Below are 21,316 nucleotides of genomic sequence, written 5' to 3'. Positions count from 1 at the left end.
TTAATCAGTCGTGAGCAGGCTGGCGAAACAAAACCTCCTTGGTTCGAAAAAAACTCGGCAAGGCACAATGTTGCAACCGTTGCCAACAACCAGACAATCAAATCCGCATTTCTCATCTCTTCGTTAAACTTTCCGGATGAAAACCCACTGGCGTCATTCCCGCTCTATCGTGCTCCCCAGTCCATCCTCCGCCCAGAGCCTTGAACAGGGTAGCCGTGGCGCTGAACACGTCTCTGACGGCATTGTTCAGATTCTGTTCCGCGGCCAATCGCGTCCGGTGGGCGTCGAGAAACTCGATGAAACGCACCAAGCCCTGGCGATAGCGAATGTCCGCCAGTTCCTCGGTGCGCCGGGCGATAACCAGTTGTCGCGCAACGGTATCCATGTATTCACGGGAGCTTTGATAAAAGACCAAGGCATCCCGCACCTCATTGAAGGCTTGGTTCACCGTGGCCATGTAGTCAATTTCCGCCTGCGCGAACTGCGCCTCGGCGGATTCCACTCGGGCCTTGTTGCGCCCGAAGTCCAACAACGGGCCGGCCGCTCCAACGCCCAGGCTCCAGGTTCTGGCTGAAGAAGTAAACAGATCGTCCGCCTCCACGGACGTCCCGCCTAGGAGGGCAGCCAAGTTCAGCTTGGGCAACCGCTCCGCCTGGGTGATTCCGATCCGGGCCGAAGCGGCCCGGAGGGCCTCTTCCACGGCCCGGACATCCGGTCGGCGGGATAGCAGTTCCGAAGGCAGCACCAGGGGCATGCCGCCGGGGTCACGCATGTTCGCAAGGATCCGCGTGCCCATGTCCGGCTCAGCCAACAGCTCAGCCGGACTCAGACCCGCGAGAATGCCCAGGGCGCCCTCCAACATCCGGGCCTGTCTGTGTTGAAGCGGCAGCATCGCCCTGGTCGCCTCCAATTCGGACTCGGCTTGACGCAGGACCAGCTCGTCGACCTGACCATGCTTGAACCGGATCGCCTCCAATCGATAGGTTTCCTCGAGGATGCCCAATGCCTGCCGGGTAATCTCCAGTTCCCGGCGAGCCGCCTGCAGGCTGAAATACGTGCCCACCACTTCGGCGATCACGGCCAGACGCACGGCCTCATGGGCGTACACACTCCCCTGCAGCAGGGCCTCGGATGCCTCGCGCTCCCGGGCTAGTCGGCCCCAGATGTCAACCTCGTAGCTAAGCACGCCGGCCAGGGAAAACAGGTTTCCGACCGGCCCACGGCCTTGGGACAGGCCCGCGGCCTGACCGGATGCCTGCTGGCGAATCGCGTCGGCCTGGATCCCCACCGTGGGGAATTGATCGGCCGTGCTGTAGCCCAGGCGAGCCCGGGCTTCCCGCACGCGGGCCGCCTGCATTCGCACGTCCGGATTATCCTGAACGGCGCGGGCCACCAGTTTGTCCAGGGCTGAATCATCGAAGCGCCTCCACCAATCCTGCCAATCCTCGGCGCCCTCACCTCGCAACGCGGTGTTCTCCGGCCATGCATCGGGCAGCGACATGGCCGGGCGGCGATAGTCCGGCCCCAGGGCGCATCCCGCCAGCGGCAACACCGCGAAAACCAGCAGAACTGCTACCATACGGAAGAGAAAAAAACATCGCCTATACATTGTTGACCTCTTTTTTCGGGCACAACATTTTTCGATTATGGAACCAGAAGGAAGAGTCGTCCATCAGCTTGTAGAACACCGGGACGAAGAGCAGGGCCAGGGAGCTGGCCAGGATCATCCCGCCCACCACCACGGTCCCGATCTCCTGGCGGCTGTTTGCTCCGGCCCCCGTGGCGAAGACCAGGGGCAGGGAGCCGATGATGAAGGTCAGGGCGGTCATCATGATCGCCCGGAAACGCTGCCGGGCCGCGGCCAGGGCCGCGTCGAAGGCGCACAAACCTTCGCGTTCCCGGTTCTGGGCCGCGAACTCCACGATGAGAATGGCGTTTTTAGCCGCCAGCCCGATGAGCACCAGCAACCCGATCTGGAAGTAGATATCGTTGGGAAAGCCGCGCCACAGCCCGGACAGGGCCGCGCCGAGCACGCCGAAGGGCACGGCCGAGGCCACGGCAAAGGGCAGGGACCAGCGCTCGTACTGGGCGGCCAGGATCAGAAAGACCATCAGCAATCCCAGCCCGAAGGCCAGCCCTCCGGCCCCGGCCGCGGCGTCCAGCTGATAGGCCTCGCCCACCCAGCCGATGCGCGCCGACAAGCCCAGAATTTCCGCGCCTGCTTCCTCAATGGCCTGCTTGGCCTGGCCCGTGGTGAAGCCCGGGGCCGGGTCGGCGAAGAACTTGGCCGCGTTGTTGACGTTGAAACGGTTGATGACGTCCGGTCCCGGTCGGCGTTCCAGGGCGACCAGGGCGCTCAAGGGCAGCATCTCGCCGTGCTCCGAGCGGACGAAGACCCGGTTCAGGTCCTCGGGGCGGTTCCGGAACTCGCCTTCGGACTGCATGTTCACCTGCCAATTGCGCCCGGCCAGGGTGAAGTCGTTGACGTACAGGGCGCCGAAGGTGCTCTGCATGGCCTCGAAAATCTGATTGATGGACACTCCCGCGGCCCGGGCCTTTTCCCGGTCCACTTCGGCGTGGTAGCGAGGAATGGTGGTGCTCAGGGTGACCCGGGCGTTGATCACTTCCGGGCGGGCATTGATCGCGGCGATGAAGCGTCCGGCCAGGGACTCAATTTCCCGGGGCGAGGAACCGTCGCGGACCTCCAGGTAGCCCTGCACGCCCCCGGTCAGGGACAAGCCCTGGATGGGCGGCGGGGTGAAGGCCAGCACGTTGGCTTCCTGAACACCCATGCCCATGCCCATGATCCGCCCGGCCAGGGACATGGCGTCCTGGCCCGGGGCTTGGCGGTCCTTCCAGTCGGTCAGATTGGCGAAGCCCAGGCCGACGTTGGTGCGCAGGGCTCCGTCAAAAATGTCGAATCCGGCCACGGTGGTGAACTCCTGGACCTCCTCCAGGCTGGTGAGCATGTCCGTGATGGTCTCGCGCGCGGCCTCGGTGCGCGGCAGGGCCGCGCCTTGGGGCAGTTGATAGACGACCAGAGCCACGCCCTGGTCCTCCTGAGGGACCAGGCCGGAGGGCAAACGCGAGACCGCGTACACCGTCCCGGCGGTCACGGCCAGAAAGAGCAGCATGCTGATCACGGAGTGGCGCAGCATTTTCTCCACGACCCAGGCGAACACGGAGGTGAGCTTGTCGAACAGATAGTTGAACAGGGCGAAGGGCCCGGAGGTTTTCCGAGGCTTGCGGTCCAGCAACAGGGCGCACATGGCCGGAGTCAGGGTCAAGGCCACCACGCCGGAGACTACCACGGAGACGGAGATGGTCACCGCGAACTGACGGTAGAGTTCGCCGGTCATTCCGCCCAGAAACGCCACGGGCACGAAGACCGCCACCAGGACCAGGGTAGAGGAGACCACGGCCCCGGAGACCTGTTTCATGGTCTCGACGGCCGCTTCCCGGGCTCGCAGACCCTGCTCGCGCATCAGCCGATCCACGTTTTCCAGGACGATGATCGCGTTGTCCACCACGATGCCGATGGACAGCACCAGGCCGAACAGGGTCAGCAGATTCACGGAAAAGCCCAGGAGCAGCATTCCGGCGAAGGTGCCCACCAGGGAGACGGGGATGGCCGCTGCCGGGATCAGCGTGGCCCGGAAGCGTTGCAGGAAGACGAAGGTGACCAACACTACCAGGACCACGGCGATGAACAGGGTGATCATCACCTCGCGGATGGATATCTCCACGAATTCCGTGGTGTCGTAGGCCACGGTGTAGGCCACGCCGGGGGGGAAGTGCCGGGAGAGTTCCTCCAGGGTATCGTGGACCCGGGAGGCTGTATCCAGGGCGTTGGCGCCGGGTTGGAGATAGACCCCGAGGGGCACGGCGGATTGACCATTGTACGAGGCGGAAAACGCATAGCTCTGCGAACCCAGCTCGGCCCGGGCCACGTCGCCCAGGCGCAACACGGCCCCGTCCTCGGAGGAGCGCAGGATGATCTCCTCGAATTCACGGGTGTCGGCCAACTGCCCTCGGGTGGTCACGGCAAAGGTGAAGGCCTGGTCCGCCGAGGAAGGCGCGGCGCCCAACTGCCCGGCGGCGAACAGGGCGTTCTGTTCCCGGACCGCGGCGGCCACGTCCGACGGGGTCAGGTCATATTGGGCCAGTTTGTCCGGATTCAGCCAAATGCGCATGGAATAGTCCTGGGCTCCGAACAGGGACGCATCGCCTACCCCGGGCAGCCGGACCAGCTCGTCCAGAACGTTGAGCAAGGCATAGTTGCTGATGAACAGCGTGCTCTGGCTGTCGTCGGGCGAGTAGAGCACCGGGACCATCAGGATGTTCGTGGAGCGGGCCTCCACGCGCACCCCCAAATCCCGAACCCGTTGGGGCAGCCGGGAGGCGGCCGCCTGGACCCGGTTGTTCACGTTGATGGCCGCCTGGTCCGGGTCCGTGCCCATTTCAAAGGAGACCGTGATCTGCAGCATGCCGGAGTCCGTGGCGCTGGACTCCATGTAGATCATGTCGTCCACGCCGTTGATTTCCTGCTCCAGAGGCGCGGCCACGGCCGCGGCGATGACCTCGGAACTGGCCCCGGGATACATGGCCGAAACCACGATCTGCGGCGGGACGACGTCCGGATACTGCTCCACGGGCAACACGCGCAGGGCCGCGGCCCCGGCCATGACGATGATGATGGAAATGACCGAGGCGAAGATCGGCCGGTCGATGAAAAAGCGAAACATCAGCGTTCCTCCGGCTTCGGATTCTCCCCGGGAATTTGACCGTTGCTCACTTGGTCGCTCACGTGATCACCCTTGGGGGCGTCCTCCATGGCATCGTCATGGACGGTCTCCACGACGTTCACGGGCATGCCGTCGCGCAGGGCCGCCTGGCCGTTGATCACGACTTGGTCGCCGCTCTTCAGCCCCTCCAGAATGATCTGCCGACCATCGGTCACCGGTCCCAGGCGAACCGGCCTGAGCCGAGCCGTGTTCTCGTCGTCCACGACGAATAGGTGCGTTGTTTCCCGCCCCTGCCCCACCGCGGCCTCCGGCACCGTGAACACCCTCTCCAGAAGCCGCAAGACGACCTGAATCCGGACGAATTGCCCGGGGATCAGCGTCAGGTCGGGATTGGGGAAAACGGCCCGGGCCGTAACCGTGCCGGTCCGGGGGTCGATGACGCTCGCGGTGAAGTCGATGTCCCCCTGGCGAGGATGTTCCAGGCCTCCCGGCAACAGCAGCCTGGCGCGCCGGGAGCGCTCGTCGACGCCGCGCATCGCGGCGTCGACTTCCGGCATGGCGAACCGGACATGCACCGGATCCTGTTGGGTGATGGTGGCCAGCAGCCCGGCCCATTCGATCAAATTGCCCTCGGAGAGGCTCTCCATGCCGGTCACCCCGGCTACGGGAGCGCGGACTTCCGTGTAGCCGAGGCTGCGCCGGGCGTCGGCCACGACCACTTCGGCCTGGGCGTGACGGGCCTGAGCCCGTTCCAGGTCGGTCAGAGCCTTGTCCTTTTCCAGTTCGCTTACCGCGGCTTCGGCGAACAAATTGGAGTATCTGGCCCATTCCCGCTGGGCATGGTTCAGACTGGCCCGGGCGTCGGCCAAATCGGCCTCGGCCCGAAGCAGGGCGATCTCGTAGCGTTCCGGATCGATGCGAAACAGCAGCTCATCCTTTTTGACGGACCGCCCTTCCTCGAACAGCCGTTCCCGGAGGATCCCCTCTACCCTGGAGCGCACTTGAACCTGACGCGAGCCGTGAACCCTGGCCGGATACTCCCGAACCACTTCCACGTCCCGCGTCTGCACGGTCAAAACGGTCACCGGCGGAGGAGGAGGCGCGGGACGCTCCTGGGACTCCGAGGGCCCGCCGCACGCCGCCAATCCCAGAACAAGCAGCAAAACGACCATCATTGCCGCGCCACGCCATACCAAAAAATCTATCCTTCGCATCCAACCCTCCATATCTTCACATCATCCCCATTCTGCTTTCCATTCAACACAATCAGCCAGTGCATGCTCGAAATCGAGATCATTCCAACCTTCTGACTTCTGACTTCTGTTTTTTTCACACTCTCGACCATCGAGTATGCGACACCCAGCCGTATCGCGAAAAAAAGTCCGCGATCCGGACGCCTTCCGTGGACAAATCCTGCATACCCGGCTCCTGGTCCTGATAGAGCAAAATGACGATGTCGCCCTCCCGCTCCGGACACGTCCAGACGTCAATGCAATTCACGGCCCCGTCGCCGGAAAGATACAACTCCTCGGCGCTTTCCTTCGCCCTTGCTCCATCTTCGCGACTAAGGGGGCAAACGTAGATGACTTCCATTCTTTGCATGGCATTACTTTGGCGCGGCCTGTTTCGCCGCGGACGGAATTCGAGGTCGTCAGATCATTGTCCGGAAGAACGACTCGTCGTTCTTTATGATGAACCGTACGGCGTCCATGTCCTTTTCCGAAGTCGCGAAGGCGTTCAACTCCTTCAGGGTGTCGAAAAGCTGGGCTCTTCTGAAATAACGCAGACCAAGAAAGGAATACTCGCGAGACAAGACGTACCTCCCCTCCCGCGTCAGATAGAGCACGAATTTGACCTTCTCCAATCCCAGAGCGAAAATGACCTTGCCCTGAAACACAAGGTCGGCCTTGCCGGTCCGCTTGACCCTGAACTCCTGCATTTCCCCGCCTCCGGACAAAACGTTCGAAGTAGCGCCTACTTTGACGCCAGGGGTATTCATTTCTCATGCCACAATCGATAGCTATTGATTTCAAAGCTTTGATGTGATGCGTTGATGTTTTGCGTCATATTTGACAAGAAGTGACCAGCCAAATATGACGCATTAATACAATCCGCCAAATATGACACCATCGAGATACATGTGGACGAAAACACTTTTTTCCGGGAAGCGACGTTACGGATCTGCAGCAGTTTGAATCCGAGACGGGCGATGGAGCGGACCTTGGAGTTCATTCGGGAGTTCGTTCCGGCGGATGGCCTGTTCGTCGGTCTGTTCGAGCCGGACCTGAACCTCGGGCGGACCATCGTCCGCATTGTCCCCAACTATTGGCCCAAGGTACCGGAACCCTTGCCCATCCCCGATGCTTCCCTGGCATATATGCATCAAAGGTGGCAGTCAGAGCCCACATTCCGCATTATCAACGACTGGCGCGAGGCTGAACCGGAAATACTGCCGCTGCTGAAGATGACATGGCCTGAAAACACCTCTCTGCTTCTCACCGATCTGACTTTGGAATCCAAACGCATTGGCGTTCTGCTGTTGGGGACCGAGGGCCGCGACCGCTATACGGACCGGCATGCCCGGCTGATGAACACCCTCAATGAACCCTTTGCCGTGGCTCTGGCCAATGCCCTGCAATATCAGGAGGTGGTCCGGCTCAAGGAAATGCTGGAGGACGACAACCAGTATTTGTTCAACGAACTGCGCGGCATTTCCTCCAGCGACACCATCATCGGCGCGGATCTGGGACTTCGGGAAGTGATGCGGTTGGTTCGGCAGGTGGCCCCCTTGGAGAGCCCGGTGTTGCTCCTGGGGGAGACCGGCACGGGCAAGGAACTCCTGGCCAGCGCGCTACACCGGGCTTCTCCCCGGCGCAATGGCCCGTTTGTCAAGGTCAACTGCGGCGGTTTGCCCGAGAGTCTGCTGGACAGCGAGCTGTTCGGCCACGAAAAAGGGGCGTTTACCGGCGCCATTGCCCTGAAGCGGGGCCGGTTCGAGCGCGCGCAGGGCGGCACGATTTTTTTGGATGAGATCGGCGAGCTGACGCCGGGCGCCCAGGTCAAGCTCTTGCGGGTCTTGCAGCAGAAGGAAATCGAACGGGTCGGCGGTACGCGGACCATTCCGGTGGACGTCCGGATTATCAGTGCCACGCACCGCAACCTGGAGCAGATGGTCCGGGAGGGGACGTTTCGCGAAGATCTCTGGTTCCGGCTGAACGTCTTCCCGATCATGATCCCGCCCCTGCGGCACCGCCCTCAGGACATCCCGGCCCTGCTGGACCACCTGCTGACCAGGAAAACCCGGGAGATGAAGATCACCCGCAAGGTCCGCCCGGCCCCGGGGGCTATGGACTTGCTCAAGCAGCATCCTTGGCCCGGCAACGTGCGGGAGCTGCAAAATCTGGTGGAACGCTCCCTGATCCAAAGTCAGAGCCAGAATCAGCGTCTGAATTCGACAACCTCGCCCGACTCCGACGTGCTGACCGTGGAGCTGCATCCAGGAGGACGTGCGCCAACAGCGACACCGTCGCCGTCCTTGGCAGAAGACGTGCTCCCCTTCGACCATGCCGTGGCCCGGGTGATCACCACGGCCCTGGAACGCACGGGCGGCAAGGTCATTGGGCCCGGCGGCGCCGCGGAACTGCTGGACCTCAACCCCAGCACTCTGCGGGGCAAAATGCGCAAACTGGGGATCAGCCCATCCCGAAGCCGGAAACCGAAACGTTGACGCGCCGCGCTGTCTCTCGCTCCACGCGGCTTTATCCAGTTTCCTCCCAACCGCCTGATCCGGTCAGTCGGCGGCATTCCCTGCGGGCGGAATGCGTCTCCCTCCCCGCAACCGATCCAGCATCCCAATCACCAGGGCGTAGAGAAAGGGCACGAAGACCACGCCCAGGAAGGTGGCCGCGATCATGCCGGCGAAGACCGAGGTGCCCAGGGCGTGGCGGGCCGAGGCTCCGGCCCCGCTGGCCGTGACCAGGGGCAGGACGCCCAGAATGAAGGCCAGCGAGGTCATCAGGATCGGGCGGAAGCGCATTTTGGCGGCCTCCACGGCTGCTTCCACCACGTCCATGCCCCGATCATAGGCCGCCTTCGCGTATTCCACGATGAGCACGGCGTTCTTGGCCGCCAGGCCGATGAGCATGACCAAACCGATCTGGGCGTAGACATTGTTGTCCAGACCGCGCATCCACTGCCCGCTAAAGGCTCCCAAGGCCCCCAGGGGCAGGGCGAAGAGCACGGCAAAGGGAATGGCCCAGCTTTCGTAAAGGGCCGCCAGGCAGAGGAAGACCATCAGCAGGGCCAGGGCGAAGACCGGCCCGTAGGTCCCGGCGGACTCCTTCTCCTGCAGGGCCATGCCCGTCCACTCGTAGCCGAACCCGGTGGGCAGGCTCTGGGCCGCGGTTTCTTCCAGGGCCGCGATGAGCTGGCCGCTGCTGAACCCGGGGGCCGCGTCCGCGGTCACGCTGATGGCCGGGTAGACGTTGTACCGGGCGATGTATTCCGGACCGGAGGCGTCCGAAACCGTGACCAGGGTGGACAGGGGGACCATGTCGCCCTTGGCGTTGCGCACGTAAAAGCTCTCGATGTCCTCGGGCTTGGCCCGGAATTCGGGCTTGGCCTGGAGCATGACCCGGTAGGTCCGCCCGAACTTGTTCAGGTCGTTGATGTACAGCCCGCCCAGAAAGGCCTGCAACGCGGAATAGACCTGGGTCAGGGGCACGCCCATGTTCTTGGCCTTGTCCCGGTCCACTTCCAACTGCAACTGGGGCACGCTGATGGAAAAAGTGGTAAAGGGATTGCTCACCTCCGGCCGCTGACCGGCCGCGGCCATGAACTCGTTGGCCACCCGGGCCAACTCCTGGATGCCGGCCCCGGTGCGGTCCTGGATCTGAATCTCCACGCCGCCCGTGGAGCCCAGGCCGGAAATGGCCGGAGGTGAAAAGGCAAAGGCCAAGCCGTCGTCGATGCTCCATAAAAAGCGCCCAGCCCGGGCCAGGATGGCGTCCAGGCTCAGGTCCGGGGTTTGCCGATCGTCCCAGGAGTCCAGGATCACGAACATGGTGGCGGCGTAGGAGGACACCCCGGCCCCCAGCATGTTGAATCCGCCCAGGGTGATGTAGGCCTTGATCCCCTCGGCTTGGTCCAGATAAGCCTCCACCTTGCGCACCGCCGTGTCCGTGCGCTCCAGGGACGCCGCCGGGGGCAGCTGGACGCTGACCAGGAAGTAGCCCTGGTCCTCCGGGGGCACGAAGCCCGTAGGCAGCACCCGCAATAGGCCGTAAGTGGAGCCGAAGAGTACGACCAGCACGCACAGGGTCAGAACCCGGCCGCGAATGGCCCCGCGCACCGTGGCCGTATAGCCCCGGGTGCAGAAGGCGAAAAAGCGGTTGAACTGCCGGAAGAACCAGCCCAGGGGGCCGCGGCCCGGCTTGGAGGGCCGCAGCAGGAGCACGGCCAGAGCCGGGCTGAGGGTCAGGGCGTTGAAGACCGAGATGCCCACGGACACGGTCAGGGTCAGGGCGAACTGTTTATAGAGCTGCCCGGCTATTCCGCCCAGAAAGGCCACGGGAATGAACACCGCGGCGATGACCAGACCGTTGGCCACCACCGGCCCGGCCACGTCGTCCATGGCCTTGAGGGTTGCCTCCCGGGGGCTCATGCCCTCGTTGTCCAGATTGTGTTGGGCCGCTTCCACCACCACGATGGCGTCGTCCACCACCAAACCGATGGCCAGGACCAGAGCAAAGAGGGTCAGGGTGTTCAGGGAAAAATCGAGCATTGGAAAGGCGATGAACGCGCCCACCAGGGACACGGGCACGGCGATCATCGGGATGATCGTGGCCCGCCAGCTCTGCAGGAAGAGGAAGACCACCAAAAAAACCAGGGCAAATGCCTCGAACAGGGTCTGGATCACCTCTTCGATGGATTTGGAGACGAATTCCGTGGTGTCGTAGGCAATACCGTAGGTCAGGTCGTCCGGGAAGGTGCCGGCCAGATCTTCAATGGCCTTGCGCACGTCGCCCGCCACGGTCAGGGCATTGGCCCCGGGGAGTTGGTAAATCATCAAGGTGGCCGTGGGCGTGCCGGAAAAGCGGCTGAACACGCCGTAGAAGTCACCGCCCAGCTCCACCTGGGCCACGTCCCGCAACCGGACCAGGGCTCCGGAATCCGCGGTCTTGATGATTGCGTTCTCGAATTCCTCGACCTCGGTGAGCTGGCCACGCACCTTCACCGTGTACTGAAACAGGGTTCCCGGAGGAGCCGGGGCTTGGCCGATCTGCCCGGCCGGGGCCTGAATGTTCTGGTCCTGCAGGGCCTGATCGATGTCCGAGGATACGACGCCCAGGGAGGCCATCTTGTCCGGATCGACCCAGATGCGCAGGGAGAACTCCCCCGCCCCGAAGGCGTCCACCTTGCCCACTCCGGGCACCCGGCTCAGGGCGTCGATCAGGTTGATTTTGGCGTAGTTGAGCAGGAACAGGGCGTCGTAGGTTTCGTTCGGAGAGATCAGGTTCACGGCCAGGAGCATGCCCGTGGATTGCTTGTTCACCGTGACGCCCATGCGCTTGACCATGTCCGGCAGCTTGGGTTCGGCCTGGCTGACCCGGTTCTGGACGTCCACCGTGGCCATATCCAGGTCGTGGCCTACCTCGAAGGTCACGGTCAGACTGTAGCTGCCGTCGTTGGAACTGGTGGAGGACATGGAGATCATCCCCTCCACGCCGTTGACCTGCTGCTCGATGGGCGTGGCCACGCTCTGCTCCACCACCTCGGCCGAGGCGCCGGGATAGCTGGCGCTGACGTTCACCGTGGGCGGGGTGATTTCCGGGTACTGGGCCACGGGCAGGTTGACCAACGCCAGGACCCCGGCCAGGGTCATGATGATGGACAGGACCGAGGCGAAAACAGGCCGATCTATGAAATATTTATAGAACATGGCGGACTCACTGGACTACCGTGGCACCCGTCGAAGGAGCCAAGGAGTCACCGGAAGTTACGCCGGAAGTGGCTTCTGGCGAAGCATCGGAAACCCCGCCGGAAATTTCATCAGGCGGCTGCCGTCGGTCCTCTGAAGTCGGAACTCCGGCCGGATCAGGCGGGGCTGCTTCCGCATCTTCCAGTTCGTAGGAAATCACGGTGGGAGCGACGTGGGCGCCGGGACGCAATTTTTGAAGATTGTCCACGACCACCAGATCGCCGGGTTCGACGCCCCTTACCGCGCGCAGGTTGTTCAGACGCATGCCCACCTCCACGCCGCGCGAGGCGACCAGCCCCTGGTCGTCCACCACGAACACGCTCTTGCGGCCCAAGGTGTCCATGATCGCCACCTGGGGAATGAGCAGTGTTTCCCATTCCTGTTCCAGGGTCACCCGGACCCGCCCGAACATGCCCGGGCGGAGCATTCCGTCCGGATTGGGAAACACGGCCCGGGCCGCGATGCTGCCGGTCTTGGGGTCCACTTCCCGATCGAACATGTCCAGGTGGCCGATATGCTGGTAGACTAGGCCTCCGGCCAGAGTAAGCCGGATATCCAGGGTCTTGAACACCTCCTGAAAGTCGTCCCCGAAATGGGCGCTGAGACTGAGGTAGTCTTCCTCGCTGAAATAATAGAAGAAGTGCATCGGGTCCACGGTGGAGACCCGGGCCAGCAAAGTAGTGCCGGCATTGACCAGCCCGCCCTGATCCACCAGGGCGAAGCCGATCCGTCCGTCGATGGGCGAAGTGATCCGGGTGTAGCGGAGTTGGAGCTGAGCCAGGTTGACGGAGGCAGCGGCGACCAGGAGGTTGGCTTCGGCTTCCTGCTCCTTGACCTGTTTCAGATCGAACTCCTCCTGGGAAATCATGGCTTGGCGAAGCAGCGTGGCGTAACGCTGGGTCTCCTTGCGGGCCAGCTCCAGGCTGACCTTGGCGTATTCATACTGGGCCTTGGCCTTGGCCAGGTCTTGCTGGTATTGACCCGGGTCGATCAGAAACAGAAGCTGATCCTTTTTGACCAGGGATCCGTCCTCGAAATCGCGGCGCAGCAAATGCCCGTTGACCCGGGAGCGGATTTCCACGGTTTCCACGGCCTGGGTGTTGCCCACGGCTTCCGCGTAGATGGGCACGGTCATCATCCGGGCCGTGACCACGTTCACCGGCAGGGCCGATGGCGGCCCCTGAGCAGGCGGCGAGGAATCCCCGCAACCCGCCAAAAGCACCGCCCCGGCCAGCAAGCACACGCTTATCCACCGCCAAAAACGTTCTGCTCCAAAATCGCCGCGCATCAGGTGAACTCCTTTCCGTCGAGTCAACGTTATTGTCAGAGAAGTTCAGCGATTGTGGAAGTTGGTGGTCAACACAAGAATCGCCGTGAACACTTCTGATCATGCCACTTACCATCTTGTGAGCCGTAATCCAGGAGGACAGGGTTTGCAAGGACCTTTTGGAAACACGTGCAAGAATACCGTGCATTTAACCACGATTCAAAAAACGACCCATCGGGAGTATCAATGAGAATGGTTGGATACGCGCTCCATGAGCGCATACCTTCCGTTTTCCCGTCGGCGCTTCACGCGCCGACGGGAAAACGGTGGATCATTTCAGGAGAAGCAGCAGCAACATGCCCACGGGCACGATCCAGGCTACGGCGAGGGCGGGGATGAGGATTTTTTGGAAGCGGATCAGTTGGCGGGTTTGTTTGATCATTTCGGGGTCGGCCAGGTCCGAGAGCAGGCCGACGATTTCCGGAGCGGACTTTTCCAGTCGATCCAGAGTGTCCTTGGGCATGGATTCGTACATTTTTGCCATGACGTCCACGGTTTGCGTGGCGGACCGAAAATACCCCTTCTGGTCCCATTCCGTGGCTCGTTCAATATAGTCCATCATCAGGCCGCGCAGGGTGTCGTAGGACTCCTTGCCCAGCTCGGCCACGGCTTCCAGCTGGCGCATGGCGTAGTTGATGTTGTGAATGTTTTTCAGAAACAGGATCAGCATCTGGCGCAGCTCCCGTCCGTCCACCTGGACGTTTTCCAGCTCCAGTTCCTCCTGCAGGGAGAACATGGCGGCATTGCCCACGATATTCAGGTCCCTGGCCAAATCCTGGGCCATTTCGTTGCGGCTTATCATTTGCTTGGCCATGGAGGAGATGTCGTCCAGTTTGCGCTCCAGGGAGGTCAACGTTTCCATGTGTTGTTCCACGGTCATGATTCACCTCCTCTAGGCCGTGACCGAGGTCGGCATTTCCTTGCCGGCCATGGTCATGAATGGGGAAACCGGAAGATCCTTGCCCTTGAGCAGGAGATGCCAGTAGGCCCACCGGAACATCATCTTTCCGTAGTGGTTCATCTTGGTTTCCTTGAGCAGGGTGAAGGGACCGGCCCCGGGCAGGGGGAACTTTCCGGGCAATGGCTCCTGGGTATAATTGAAGTCGATGAGCAGGGCCTTGCCGAATCCGGACTCGATAAAGCAATTGGAATGCCCGTCAAACTTCGGCAAGGGCTCCAGACCGTCAAGGTAGCGCAGGATGTTTTCGATCAGGATTTCGCTTTCAAAGTGAGCCACGGACCCAGCCTTGGACGTGGGCACGTTGGTGGCGTCGCCGATGACGAAGATGTCCTGAAAGTTCTTGCTCTGCAGGGTGTGGTTGTCCGTGGGTACCCAGCCCAGAGGGTCGCCCATGTCCGAATCGATGATGAACTGGGCGCCCTTCATGGTCGGGATGGATACCAGCAGGTCGAAGTCGATCTCCCGTTTGTCGTGGGAGACGATGCGCTTTTTTTCGTTGTCCACATGGCTCAGGGCGAAATCCGGCTCGATCTTGATGTTTTTTTCCTCGCAGACGTATTTCAGGGTCTGGGAGGCCAGGGGTTTGGTGAACGGGCCGCTGAGGGGAGTGGCAAAGACGATCTCCACCTTGTCCCGGATGCCCCGCTCATGAAAGAACCAATCCGAGAGCATCACGAATTCCGGCGGCGCCACCGGGCACTTCACCGGCATTTCAGCCACGTTGAGCACAAGCCGGCCGCCCTTGAAGGAGCGCATGGCCTGTTGCAGCTTGAGGGCGCCGTCCAGGGTGTAAAAGTCGAAGATGGACTTCTGCCAGTTCGGGCCGAGCAGGCCCTCGTTCTCCGTGGGATCGCAGCGCGAGCCGCTGGCGATTATCAGCAGGTCGTAGTCAATGGTTCCCGTCTTCATCACGACCTTCTTGGCATCAGGGTCCACCTTTTCGATCTTGGAGACGATGAATTTGGCCTCGGAGGGCAGGAATACGTCCCGAGGCTTGAGTACGTCCTCCTTGGACCGATACATGCTGAAAGGAAGAAACAGCAGACCGGGTTGATAGAGATGGACGCGGTCCTCATCGACAATGGTCACGCTGATCTTGTTCTGGTCGATTTCCGTGCGCAAGTTTTCGCACAACCGATTGGCCATCATTGTGCCGGCGGTTCCGGCTCCGAGAATGACGATTTTCCTCATGAACGCACCTCTCCTTAGTGGTTGTAGGTGATATGAAAAGCTGACCGCGGCGGATACAAGACCGGGTACGGACAGCGGATCGCTTCTTCGCGGAGTGGAGAGCTTCCGGAGGGATGAGGTTTAGCGGGGATGCATGAGGATGTCGTGGAGCAGTACTCAAAAAGCCAGACGGCATTCTATGGATCTCAATTGTAATTGAATCAGTCGGCTTTTCTTCCCATTATTGCTTTCAAGCAAACTCCGTGCCCGACCTCACTACGGAGGCAAACCTCCGCATTCGTTCAGCCAAGGGCAATTTGGCCACACGGTCGTCTTGCGTTGTATGGAGGCATGACGCTCATAAGCGAGGCCTCTCGGCGCAAAAAAGGTCCTGGGATTTCAGCCTAAACAGCCTGCCCCTGGATATTTCGCCTTACCTCCTCGCCGACCTCCCGACGGCGACCCTCGTAAAAAACGTGGGTTACAGCCAGTCCAAGACTCATTCTCGCCATCTAGTCCAAAAATTAGCCACAATATTCGTTTAAAATTATTAATTTTTTAGAATATCACCCTTCATGTGTCCAAAAACGAGACACAAACTCATATGTTTCAGTCGAGATTACCGCTGAGTCCTTGGCACCCTACTGCCTCAAATGCGCTTAAGTTTAAAAAAAACAAAATATTAAGCTGATCTAACAACCGGACTTTTCTCATGGCATGAGAATTGCCATATTTTAGAGTGGTATTATTTCCCGTGAAAGCTGCATGGATCAGAACATTGCAATGTGATCGCCGGGCCGTGATCAGACGCGACTCCAGAAAACCCACGTTCCGGCAATTAGAGGATGACCACCATCCGCGAACCTCAAGGAGGAGCCATGAAACAATTGGAGATTGACGGAATGGACGGCAAAGGCGGAACCACGGTCAGCAGGCGATCGTTCGTCAAAGGCGCGGCCGCGACCTGCGCCGGGCTGGCCGCGGGCGGGCCCGCGCTGCGCGCCCTGACCCCGGACACGGCCCATGCCAGAGGCGCTCTGGCTGAGGGCAAATGGGTCAGCAGTTGCTGCGTTGGCTGTACGTCCTGGTGTTCCAAGCAGGTCTACGTGATTAACGGGAGGGCCGTGAAGATTCGCGGCAACCCGCATTCCAAGACCAACGGCATCAACTCCTGTCCGCGGGCCCACCTGGCCCTGCAGCAGGTCTATGATCCGGACCGGGTCAAGACGCCCATGAAGCGGACCAATCCGAAAAAGGGCCGACATGAGGATCCCGGCTTCGTGCCCATTTCCTGGGACGAGGCCCTGGACATGCTGGCGGACAAAATCATGGAATTGCGGGCCAACGATGAAACCCACAAGTTCATGCTCATGCGCGGTCGGTACACGGAATTAAGAGATCTCTTCTACGATCGCCTCCCGAAAATCATCGGCTCTCCCAACAACATCTCCCACAGTTCCATCTGCGCGGAAGCCGAGAAGATGCGCTACTTCCAGGAAGGGCAGTGGGCCTACATGCAGTACGACATACCCAACACCCGCTACGTGCTGATCTGGGGCGCGGATCCGCTGGTGGCCAACCGCGGGGTTTCCTCCTACCTGAACAGTTGGGGCCGGGCCCTGGACAACGCCCGGATCGCCTCGGTGGAGCCACGGCTCTCGGGCACGGGCAGCAAATGCGACGAGTGGCTTCCGGTCAAGCCGGGTTACGACGGGGCACTGGCCTCGGCCATGGCCCATGTCATTCTCGTGGAAGGCATGTGGTACAAGCCTTTTGTCGGCGATTTTTTCGACGGTGAAAACAAATTCATACCCGGTCAGGAGATCAACGAGTTCACCTTTCTGGAAGAACACACCCACGGCCTGGCTAAGTGGTGGAACCTGTATCTCAAAAACGCCACTCCGGAATGGGCCGAACCGCTCTGCGGCATTCCGGCGGACCAGATTCGGCGGGTAGCCTTGGGATTCGCCGCGGCGGCCCCCAACTGCATCTCCTGGGTCGGCGGCGGTCCGGCAATGCAGCCTCGTGGCACCTACGGCTGCCTGGCGGCCAATGCACTGAACGGCCTTGTGGGCGGTTGCGACAACGTGGGCGGCGTACTGCGCTACAACTCCCGCAGCTACCAGGGTTTTCCATCCCCTAATGATTTCATGGACGAAATGGCGCAGCGAAACTCCAAGAAGGAAAAGATCGATCAGCGTGGTCGTCTGGAATGGCCCAACCTGGCCAGTGGACGATCCGGAGGCGGCGTGAACACCAACAACGTGGCCGACGCCATCATCAACGAGGACCCCAACGAGATCAAAGTGGCCATGGGCTACTTCAACAACTTCAACTTTTCCTGTCCCGGAACCGGGCGCTGGGATCAGGCCATGTCCAAGATCGATTTCTTCGCCCACATGACCACCCACGCCTCGGAAATGAGTTTCTATGCCGACATCGTCCTGCCGGTGAACCATTGCATGTTCGAATCATGGGGCACTCTGGACAACGCCAGCAACGGGTATCGGTCAGTAAGTCTGATGCAGCCGGCCATTGAGCGGCTCTGGGACACCAAGAGCATGGAAACGGAGATTCCCTGGCTGTTGGCCGAGAAGCTGGCCCAGCGAGGGTTCGACAATCTGTTGCGTTATTACCAGACCATCGTGGACCCGGAAACCGGCAAGGCCCCCACCAATGAAAAGGAACTGGACCTGTATGCCACCAAGCATCGAATGCAGCATTTCTGGGATCCCGCCCAGAGCAAGGGTGGCGACACGTTCTCAGGCTGGAAAGAGTTCGTGGAAGTCGGGGTCTGGAACTCCGATCCCTATGCTTATCGGGCCCGGTGGAGCAACATGGGCACCAAGACCGGGAAGTTTGAATTCTACAGCGAGACCTTGAAGGAATCCCTGGAAAAGCACGCCGAAAGACATAATACCACCGTGGATCACGTCATGGAGGTCTGCAACTACCAGGCCCGCGGCGAAATGGTCTTTATTCCACATTACGAGGAGCCTTACGAATGGGGCGACCCGGCGGAGTATCCCTTCAAGTTCGTGGATTACAAGGCCCGCTTGAACCGGGAAGGCCGCAGCTCTAACTGCCCCTGGTATTTGCAACTCAAGGATCTGGATCCCGGAGACATCGCCTACGACGATGTGGCCAAGCTGAACCCCATTGATGGTGAACGTCTGGGCATCAAGTCCGGCGACAAAATCCGTTTGACCACCCCGGTGGGCAGTATAGTCTGCACCGCGTCTCTGTGGGAGGGCACTCAGCCAGGTACCGTGGCCAAATGTTTCGGCCAAGGCCATTGGGCCTACGGGCGTTATGCGGCCAAGGTTTTCGGGAAGGAGGCCTTGGGGGCAAACAATAACGACATCATCCCAGTGGACAATGACCGCCTGAGTGGTTCCACGGCATTTTACGGCCACATCCGGCTGAAAGTCGAAAAGGTCTAGGAGGATAGATAAATGGCACGATATGCTATGGTTATAGATTTGCAGCAGTGTACGGGGTGCGGCGGGTGCATCATCGCCTGCATGAACGAGAACAACCTGCCCGAGGGAGTGCGCTGGTCCGGGAAAATGACCGAGACCCTGGGCAGGTATCCCTTTGTTCGCTACCACTACCGGCCAACGCTTTGCAATCACTGCGAGAACGCTCCCTGCGTGCGCGGCTGCCCGACCAAGGCTCTGCACAAGGCCGAGGGAGGCATTACGGCCCATGATCCCAATAAATGCATCGGCTGTCGGTACTGCATGGTCAACTGCCCCTACGGAGTGATCCATTACAACTGGCGCAAGCCGCATGCCGAATGGAAGGATAATACTCCCGTGATCCCCGGCTGCACGCCAAGTCCCGCGGAAATGGTCCAGCGCTTGGGCGTTAAGGGCTGGCCGCTGCAGAACCCGGACCCCGATGCCACCTACGCCTCGATCCGGCCTACCGGAGTGGTGGAGAAGTGCACCTTCTGCCATCACCGGGTGGTCAACGGCGAGCTGCCCTACTGCGTGGAAGCCTGCCCCTCCAATGCCCGGATTTTCGGCGACCTGGACGATCCTCGCAGCAAGGTCAACCAACTGCTGGGCATGTTTCGGGCCGAGCGCCTGCGCGAGGAACTGGGCACCCGCCCCCGGGTCTACTACATCCGGGAGTTCTGCCCTTGCGCCTATGAACCGGGCAAGGGCATGGTCCAGGCTGACGGCGTCCAACAAGCAATCGCGTAATCCTCGTGGAGGTGAGTTATGAGTAAGGTATGGTTTGGTCTGTTGGGCGTCGGTCTGCTCTTCGGCCTGTTCAGCGCCCTGACCGTGATCACCCAGGGCCTGGGCGTGTACAACGCCAACGACGTGACCTTCTGGGTTCTGCCCATGTCCGGATATCTGTTCTTCGCCCTGACCGCTGCCGGATTGACGTTCCTGTCTTCCCTGCCCTCGGTGTTCGGGATGAAGCAGTATTATCCCATTGCCAAGCGAGCCTCGCTGCTGGCCGGGGCGACCCTGCTGGTGGGCGTGATGTGCAAGGGCCTGGACCTGGGCCCGCTGTCCACGCTGCTGAACACCGTATACTTGGCGCTGTCTCCGAACTTCTATTCGCCCATCTGGTGGATGGCCGTGCTCTACGGGATCTACATCGCCATCGTGGCCCTGAAATTCTTTACCATTCACAAAGGCCAGTGGCATTCCACGGGCGGCAAGACCGCGGGCCTGCTGGCCCTGTTGTTGATGTTCATGTCCTACACCGCCCTGAGCATCGTCTTCGGGACCGCGGACGCTCGTCCGGCCTTTTTCGGGCATTTCACGGCCCTGTACTTCGCGGTGACCGCCGTGACCTGCGGCATGGCCGTGATCGTCCTGGCCACCTTCGTGCACTTTGCTTTTACCGGGGGCATGCCCAAGGAGCAGGAGCCAATTTTCAACAGCATCATCAAGCTGTTCACGATTCTGCTGGCGGTATCCTTGTTCGTGTTCGTTCTGAGAGCGGTGATCGGCTACACCTCGCTGCAGGAAGCCTTTGACGGATTCCGGCACATCGCGGGAACGGCCATCTATCGAATCGAATTGTGGGTCGGTCTGCTCATCCCGCTGCTGCTGATGATCATTCCCTCGGTCCGGGCCTCCACGGAGGGACGGATCGTGGCCTCGGCCATGGTCCTGGTGGGCATGTTCTTCGGCCGGCTGGTGATGCTCCTCTCGGCCCAGGTCAAACCCATCGGCGTATTGGCGGAAAACAGGCCGGAATTTGTCTCCTACTTTCCGAGCATGTACGAATTCGGGATCATCATCCTGGCATTCTCCCTGTCCATGCTCATCTATTCCATTGGAGTCAAATTCTGGAACCTTGAAGCTACCCCGGAGTAGGCTCCTCCTGGGGACGGCCCGCGCCTGGGCATCGGGTCCGGGCGCGGGCCGTGTTTTCCAATCTGTTGTAAAAAAACACCCACGGAGACCGTACATGTTTGACCCGGACATCATCGCCCGGATGGAAACCTACAAGGCCCTGACCGGATGCTTTTTCCCTCCGGACGACCAACTCCCGCAAAACGTGGAGACTCTGGCGGTCCATGCGCCGTCCTGGGTTCCGGAGGTCCGGACATCGGTCCAGGCCCTGCTGGAAAGCCTGCCGGGCGATGAACAGGGGCGCGAAGCATTGCGGGTGGAGCATGCCAAGCTGTTTTTGGGGCCCTTTGAAGTCCTGGCTCCGCCCTTTGGGTCGGTCTACTTCCATGTGAACAAGATGCTCTCCCACGAAAGCACCGATGACGCGGCGGAGCGCTACCGGGAAGCCGGGGTGGTCGGCGCTCCGGACGGCGGCAATCCGCCGGACCATGTCACCGCGGAGCTGGAGTTCATGTACTATCTGTTGTTTCAGGAACACGCCGCTCAGTGTCGTGACGATGCGTCGGCGGTCCGGGAATGGCGGGATCGCAGGACGGACTTTTTCCCCATTCATTTGGGAGCCTGGGGCCCGCTGTTCGCCGACCGGGTGATATCCTTCGCGCAAGCGCCGTTTTACAAACATCTGGGGCTTGTCGCCAAAGAGGCCTTAAAGGCGGAAATACGGCTGCTTACCAAGAGCGTGCAGGCGGAATCGACGGAAGCCGTGACTGCACCAACCACGCCCGGATAAAACGTCAACCTCCAAAGGGG

General features: G+C 61.0%; 14 protein-coding genes. 5 read left to right on the top strand and 9 right to left on the bottom strand.

Annotated elements, in window-relative coordinates; translation table 11 throughout:
• Window positions 1–112: 112 nt before the first annotated feature.
• The 5 genes from GY33_RS0113570 to GY33_RS0113550 all read right to left on the bottom strand — a co-directional run bounded on the left by GY33_RS0113570 (window position 113) and on the right by GY33_RS0113550 (window position 6,684).
• The gene (locus GY33_RS0113570) at window positions 113–1,609 is read right to left on the bottom strand and encodes an efflux transporter outer membrane subunit (RefSeq protein WP_200874875.1); all 1,497 of its coding nucleotides are present in this window, start codon (window positions 1,607–1,609) and stop codon (window positions 113–115) included.
• Window positions 1,602–4,745 carry an efflux RND transporter permease subunit gene (locus GY33_RS0113565; protein ID WP_031387853.1) on the bottom strand — a complete coding sequence of 1,048 codons (3,144 nt, stop codon included), beginning with the start codon at window positions 4,743–4,745 and terminating at the stop codon, window positions 1,602–1,604. The genes GY33_RS0113570 and GY33_RS0113565 overlap by 8 nt, the downstream gene beginning before the upstream one ends.
• Window positions 4,745–5,959 carry an efflux RND transporter periplasmic adaptor subunit gene (locus GY33_RS0113560; RefSeq protein ID WP_084185175.1) on the bottom strand — a complete coding sequence of 405 codons (1,215 nt, stop codon included), beginning with the start codon at window positions 5,957–5,959 and terminating at the stop codon, window positions 4,745–4,747. Before GY33_RS0113560 ends, GY33_RS0113565 begins: the two co-directional genes overlap by 1 nt.
• 115 nt (window positions 5,960–6,074) lie before the next feature.
• Window positions 6,075–6,347, bottom strand: a complete 273-nt coding sequence (locus tag GY33_RS0113555) for a hypothetical protein (RefSeq protein ID WP_152555198.1) — start codon at window positions 6,345–6,347, stop codon at window positions 6,075–6,077.
• Between the two features lie 49 nt (window positions 6,348–6,396).
• The gene (locus GY33_RS0113550; RefSeq protein ID WP_031387850.1) at window positions 6,397–6,684 is read right to left on the bottom strand and encodes a hypothetical protein; all 288 of its coding nucleotides are present in this window, start codon (window positions 6,682–6,684) and stop codon (window positions 6,397–6,399) included.
• Between the two features lie 270 nt (window positions 6,685–6,954).
• Between GY33_RS0113550 and GY33_RS0113545 the strand changes: the two genes are divergently transcribed.
• Window positions 6,955–8,472, top strand: coding sequence for a sigma 54-interacting transcriptional regulator (locus GY33_RS0113545; RefSeq protein ID WP_084185193.1), 1,518 nt, complete (start codon window positions 6,955–6,957; stop codon window positions 8,470–8,472).
• Window positions 8,473–8,535: 63 nt separating this feature from the next.
• Here the strand turns inward: GY33_RS0113545 and GY33_RS0113540 are convergent, their stop codons facing one another.
• The 4 genes from GY33_RS0113540 to sqr all read right to left on the bottom strand — a co-directional run bounded on the left by GY33_RS0113540 (window position 8,536) and on the right by sqr (window position 15,203).
• Window positions 8,536–11,685 carry an efflux RND transporter permease subunit gene (locus GY33_RS0113540; RefSeq protein WP_031387848.1) on the bottom strand — a complete coding sequence of 1,050 codons (3,150 nt, stop codon included), beginning with the start codon at window positions 11,683–11,685 and terminating at the stop codon, window positions 8,536–8,538.
• Between the two features lie 7 nt (window positions 11,686–11,692).
• On the bottom strand, window positions 11,693–13,012 hold the full coding sequence (locus GY33_RS0113535) for an efflux RND transporter periplasmic adaptor subunit (RefSeq protein ID WP_051822639.1): 1,320 nt from the start codon (window positions 13,010–13,012) through the stop codon (window positions 11,693–11,695).
• 310 nt (window positions 13,013–13,322) lie between these two features.
• Entirely contained in the window at window positions 13,323–13,931 is a 609-nt protein-coding gene (locus tag GY33_RS0113530; RefSeq protein ID WP_031387846.1) for a hypothetical protein, read from the bottom strand.
• A 12-nt stretch (window positions 13,932–13,943) separates the two neighbouring features.
• The gene (gene sqr / locus GY33_RS0113525; RefSeq protein ID WP_031387845.1) at window positions 13,944–15,203 is read right to left on the bottom strand and encodes a type III sulfide quinone reductase, selenoprotein subtype; all 1,260 of its coding nucleotides are present in this window, start codon (window positions 15,201–15,203) and stop codon (window positions 13,944–13,946) included.
• Between the two features lie 857 nt (window positions 15,204–16,060).
• Between sqr and GY33_RS0113520 the strand changes: the two genes are divergently transcribed.
• From GY33_RS0113520 to GY33_RS19935, 4 genes are all read left to right on the top strand, one after another.
• Window positions 16,061–18,625: a molybdopterin-dependent oxidoreductase gene (locus GY33_RS0113520; protein WP_084185174.1), complete on the top strand. Its 2,565-nt coding sequence runs from the start codon at window positions 16,061–16,063 to the stop codon at window positions 18,623–18,625.
• Window positions 18,626–18,637: 12 nt separating this feature from the next.
• A complete protein-coding gene (locus tag GY33_RS0113515; protein ID WP_035272209.1) occupies window positions 18,638–19,393 on the top strand; it encodes a 4Fe-4S dicluster domain-containing protein in 756 nt (251 codons plus the stop codon).
• An 18-nt stretch (window positions 19,394–19,411) separates the two neighbouring features.
• Complete coding sequence (nrfD, locus tag GY33_RS0113510) at window positions 19,412–20,527, top strand: NrfD/PsrC family molybdoenzyme membrane anchor subunit (protein ID WP_031387842.1); 1,116 nt, start codon at window positions 19,412–19,414, stop codon at window positions 20,525–20,527.
• Window positions 20,528–20,621: 94 nt separating this feature from the next.
• On the top strand, window positions 20,622–21,296 hold the full coding sequence (locus GY33_RS19935; RefSeq protein WP_031387841.1) for a TorD/DmsD family molecular chaperone: 675 nt from the start codon (window positions 20,622–20,624) through the stop codon (window positions 21,294–21,296).
• Window positions 21,297–21,316: the final 20 nt, after the last annotated feature.

The organism is Desulfonatronum thiodismutans, from assembly GCF_000717475.1.
GTDB classification, from domain to species: Bacteria; Desulfobacterota; Desulfovibrionia; order Desulfovibrionales; family Desulfonatronaceae; genus Desulfonatronum; species Desulfonatronum thiodismutans.
The sequence above is the reverse complement of the archived record's forward strand: the minus strand, read 5'-3'. Positions and strand labels throughout refer to the sequence as shown.

Bases quoted from the DNA above. Each gene is read 5' to 3' on its own strand.
- GY33_RS0113570 (WP_200874875.1), bottom strand. From the start codon at position 1,609: ATGTATAGGCGATGTTTTTTTCTCTTCCGTATGGTAGCAGTTCTGCTG.
- GY33_RS0113565 (WP_031387853.1), bottom strand. From the start codon at position 4,745: ATGTTTCGCTTTTTCATCGACCGGCCGATCTTCGCCTCGGTCATTTCC.
- GY33_RS0113560 (WP_084185175.1), bottom strand. From the start codon at position 5,959: ATGCGAAGGATAGATTTTTTGGTATGGCGTGGCGCGGCAATGATGGTC.
- GY33_RS0113555 (WP_152555198.1), bottom strand. From the start codon at position 6,347: ATGCAAAGAATGGAAGTCATCTACGTTTGCCCCCTTAGTCGCGAAGAT.
- GY33_RS0113550 (WP_031387850.1), bottom strand. From the start codon at position 6,684: ATGCAGGAGTTCAGGGTCAAGCGGACCGGCAAGGCCGACCTTGTGTTT.
- GY33_RS0113545 (WP_084185193.1), top strand. From the start codon at position 6,955: ATGGAGCGGACCTTGGAGTTCATTCGGGAGTTCGTTCCGGCGGATGGC.
- GY33_RS0113540 (WP_031387848.1), bottom strand. From the start codon at position 11,685: ATGTTCTATAAATATTTCATAGATCGGCCTGTTTTCGCCTCGGTCCTG.
- GY33_RS0113535 (WP_051822639.1), bottom strand. From the start codon at position 13,012: ATGCGCGGCGATTTTGGAGCAGAACGTTTTTGGCGGTGGATAAGCGTG.
- GY33_RS0113530 (WP_031387846.1), bottom strand. From the start codon at position 13,931: ATGACCGTGGAACAACACATGGAAACGTTGACCTCCCTGGAGCGCAAA.
- sqr (WP_031387845.1), bottom strand. From the start codon at position 15,203: ATGAGGAAAATCGTCATTCTCGGAGCCGGAACCGCCGGCACAATGATG.
- GY33_RS0113520 (WP_084185174.1), top strand. From the start codon at position 16,061: ATGAAACAATTGGAGATTGACGGAATGGACGGCAAAGGCGGAACCACG.
- GY33_RS0113515 (WP_035272209.1), top strand. From the start codon at position 18,638: ATGGCACGATATGCTATGGTTATAGATTTGCAGCAGTGTACGGGGTGC.
- nrfD (WP_031387842.1), top strand. From the start codon at position 19,412: ATGAGTAAGGTATGGTTTGGTCTGTTGGGCGTCGGTCTGCTCTTCGGC.
- GY33_RS19935 (WP_031387841.1), top strand. From the start codon at position 20,622: ATGTTTGACCCGGACATCATCGCCCGGATGGAAACCTACAAGGCCCTG.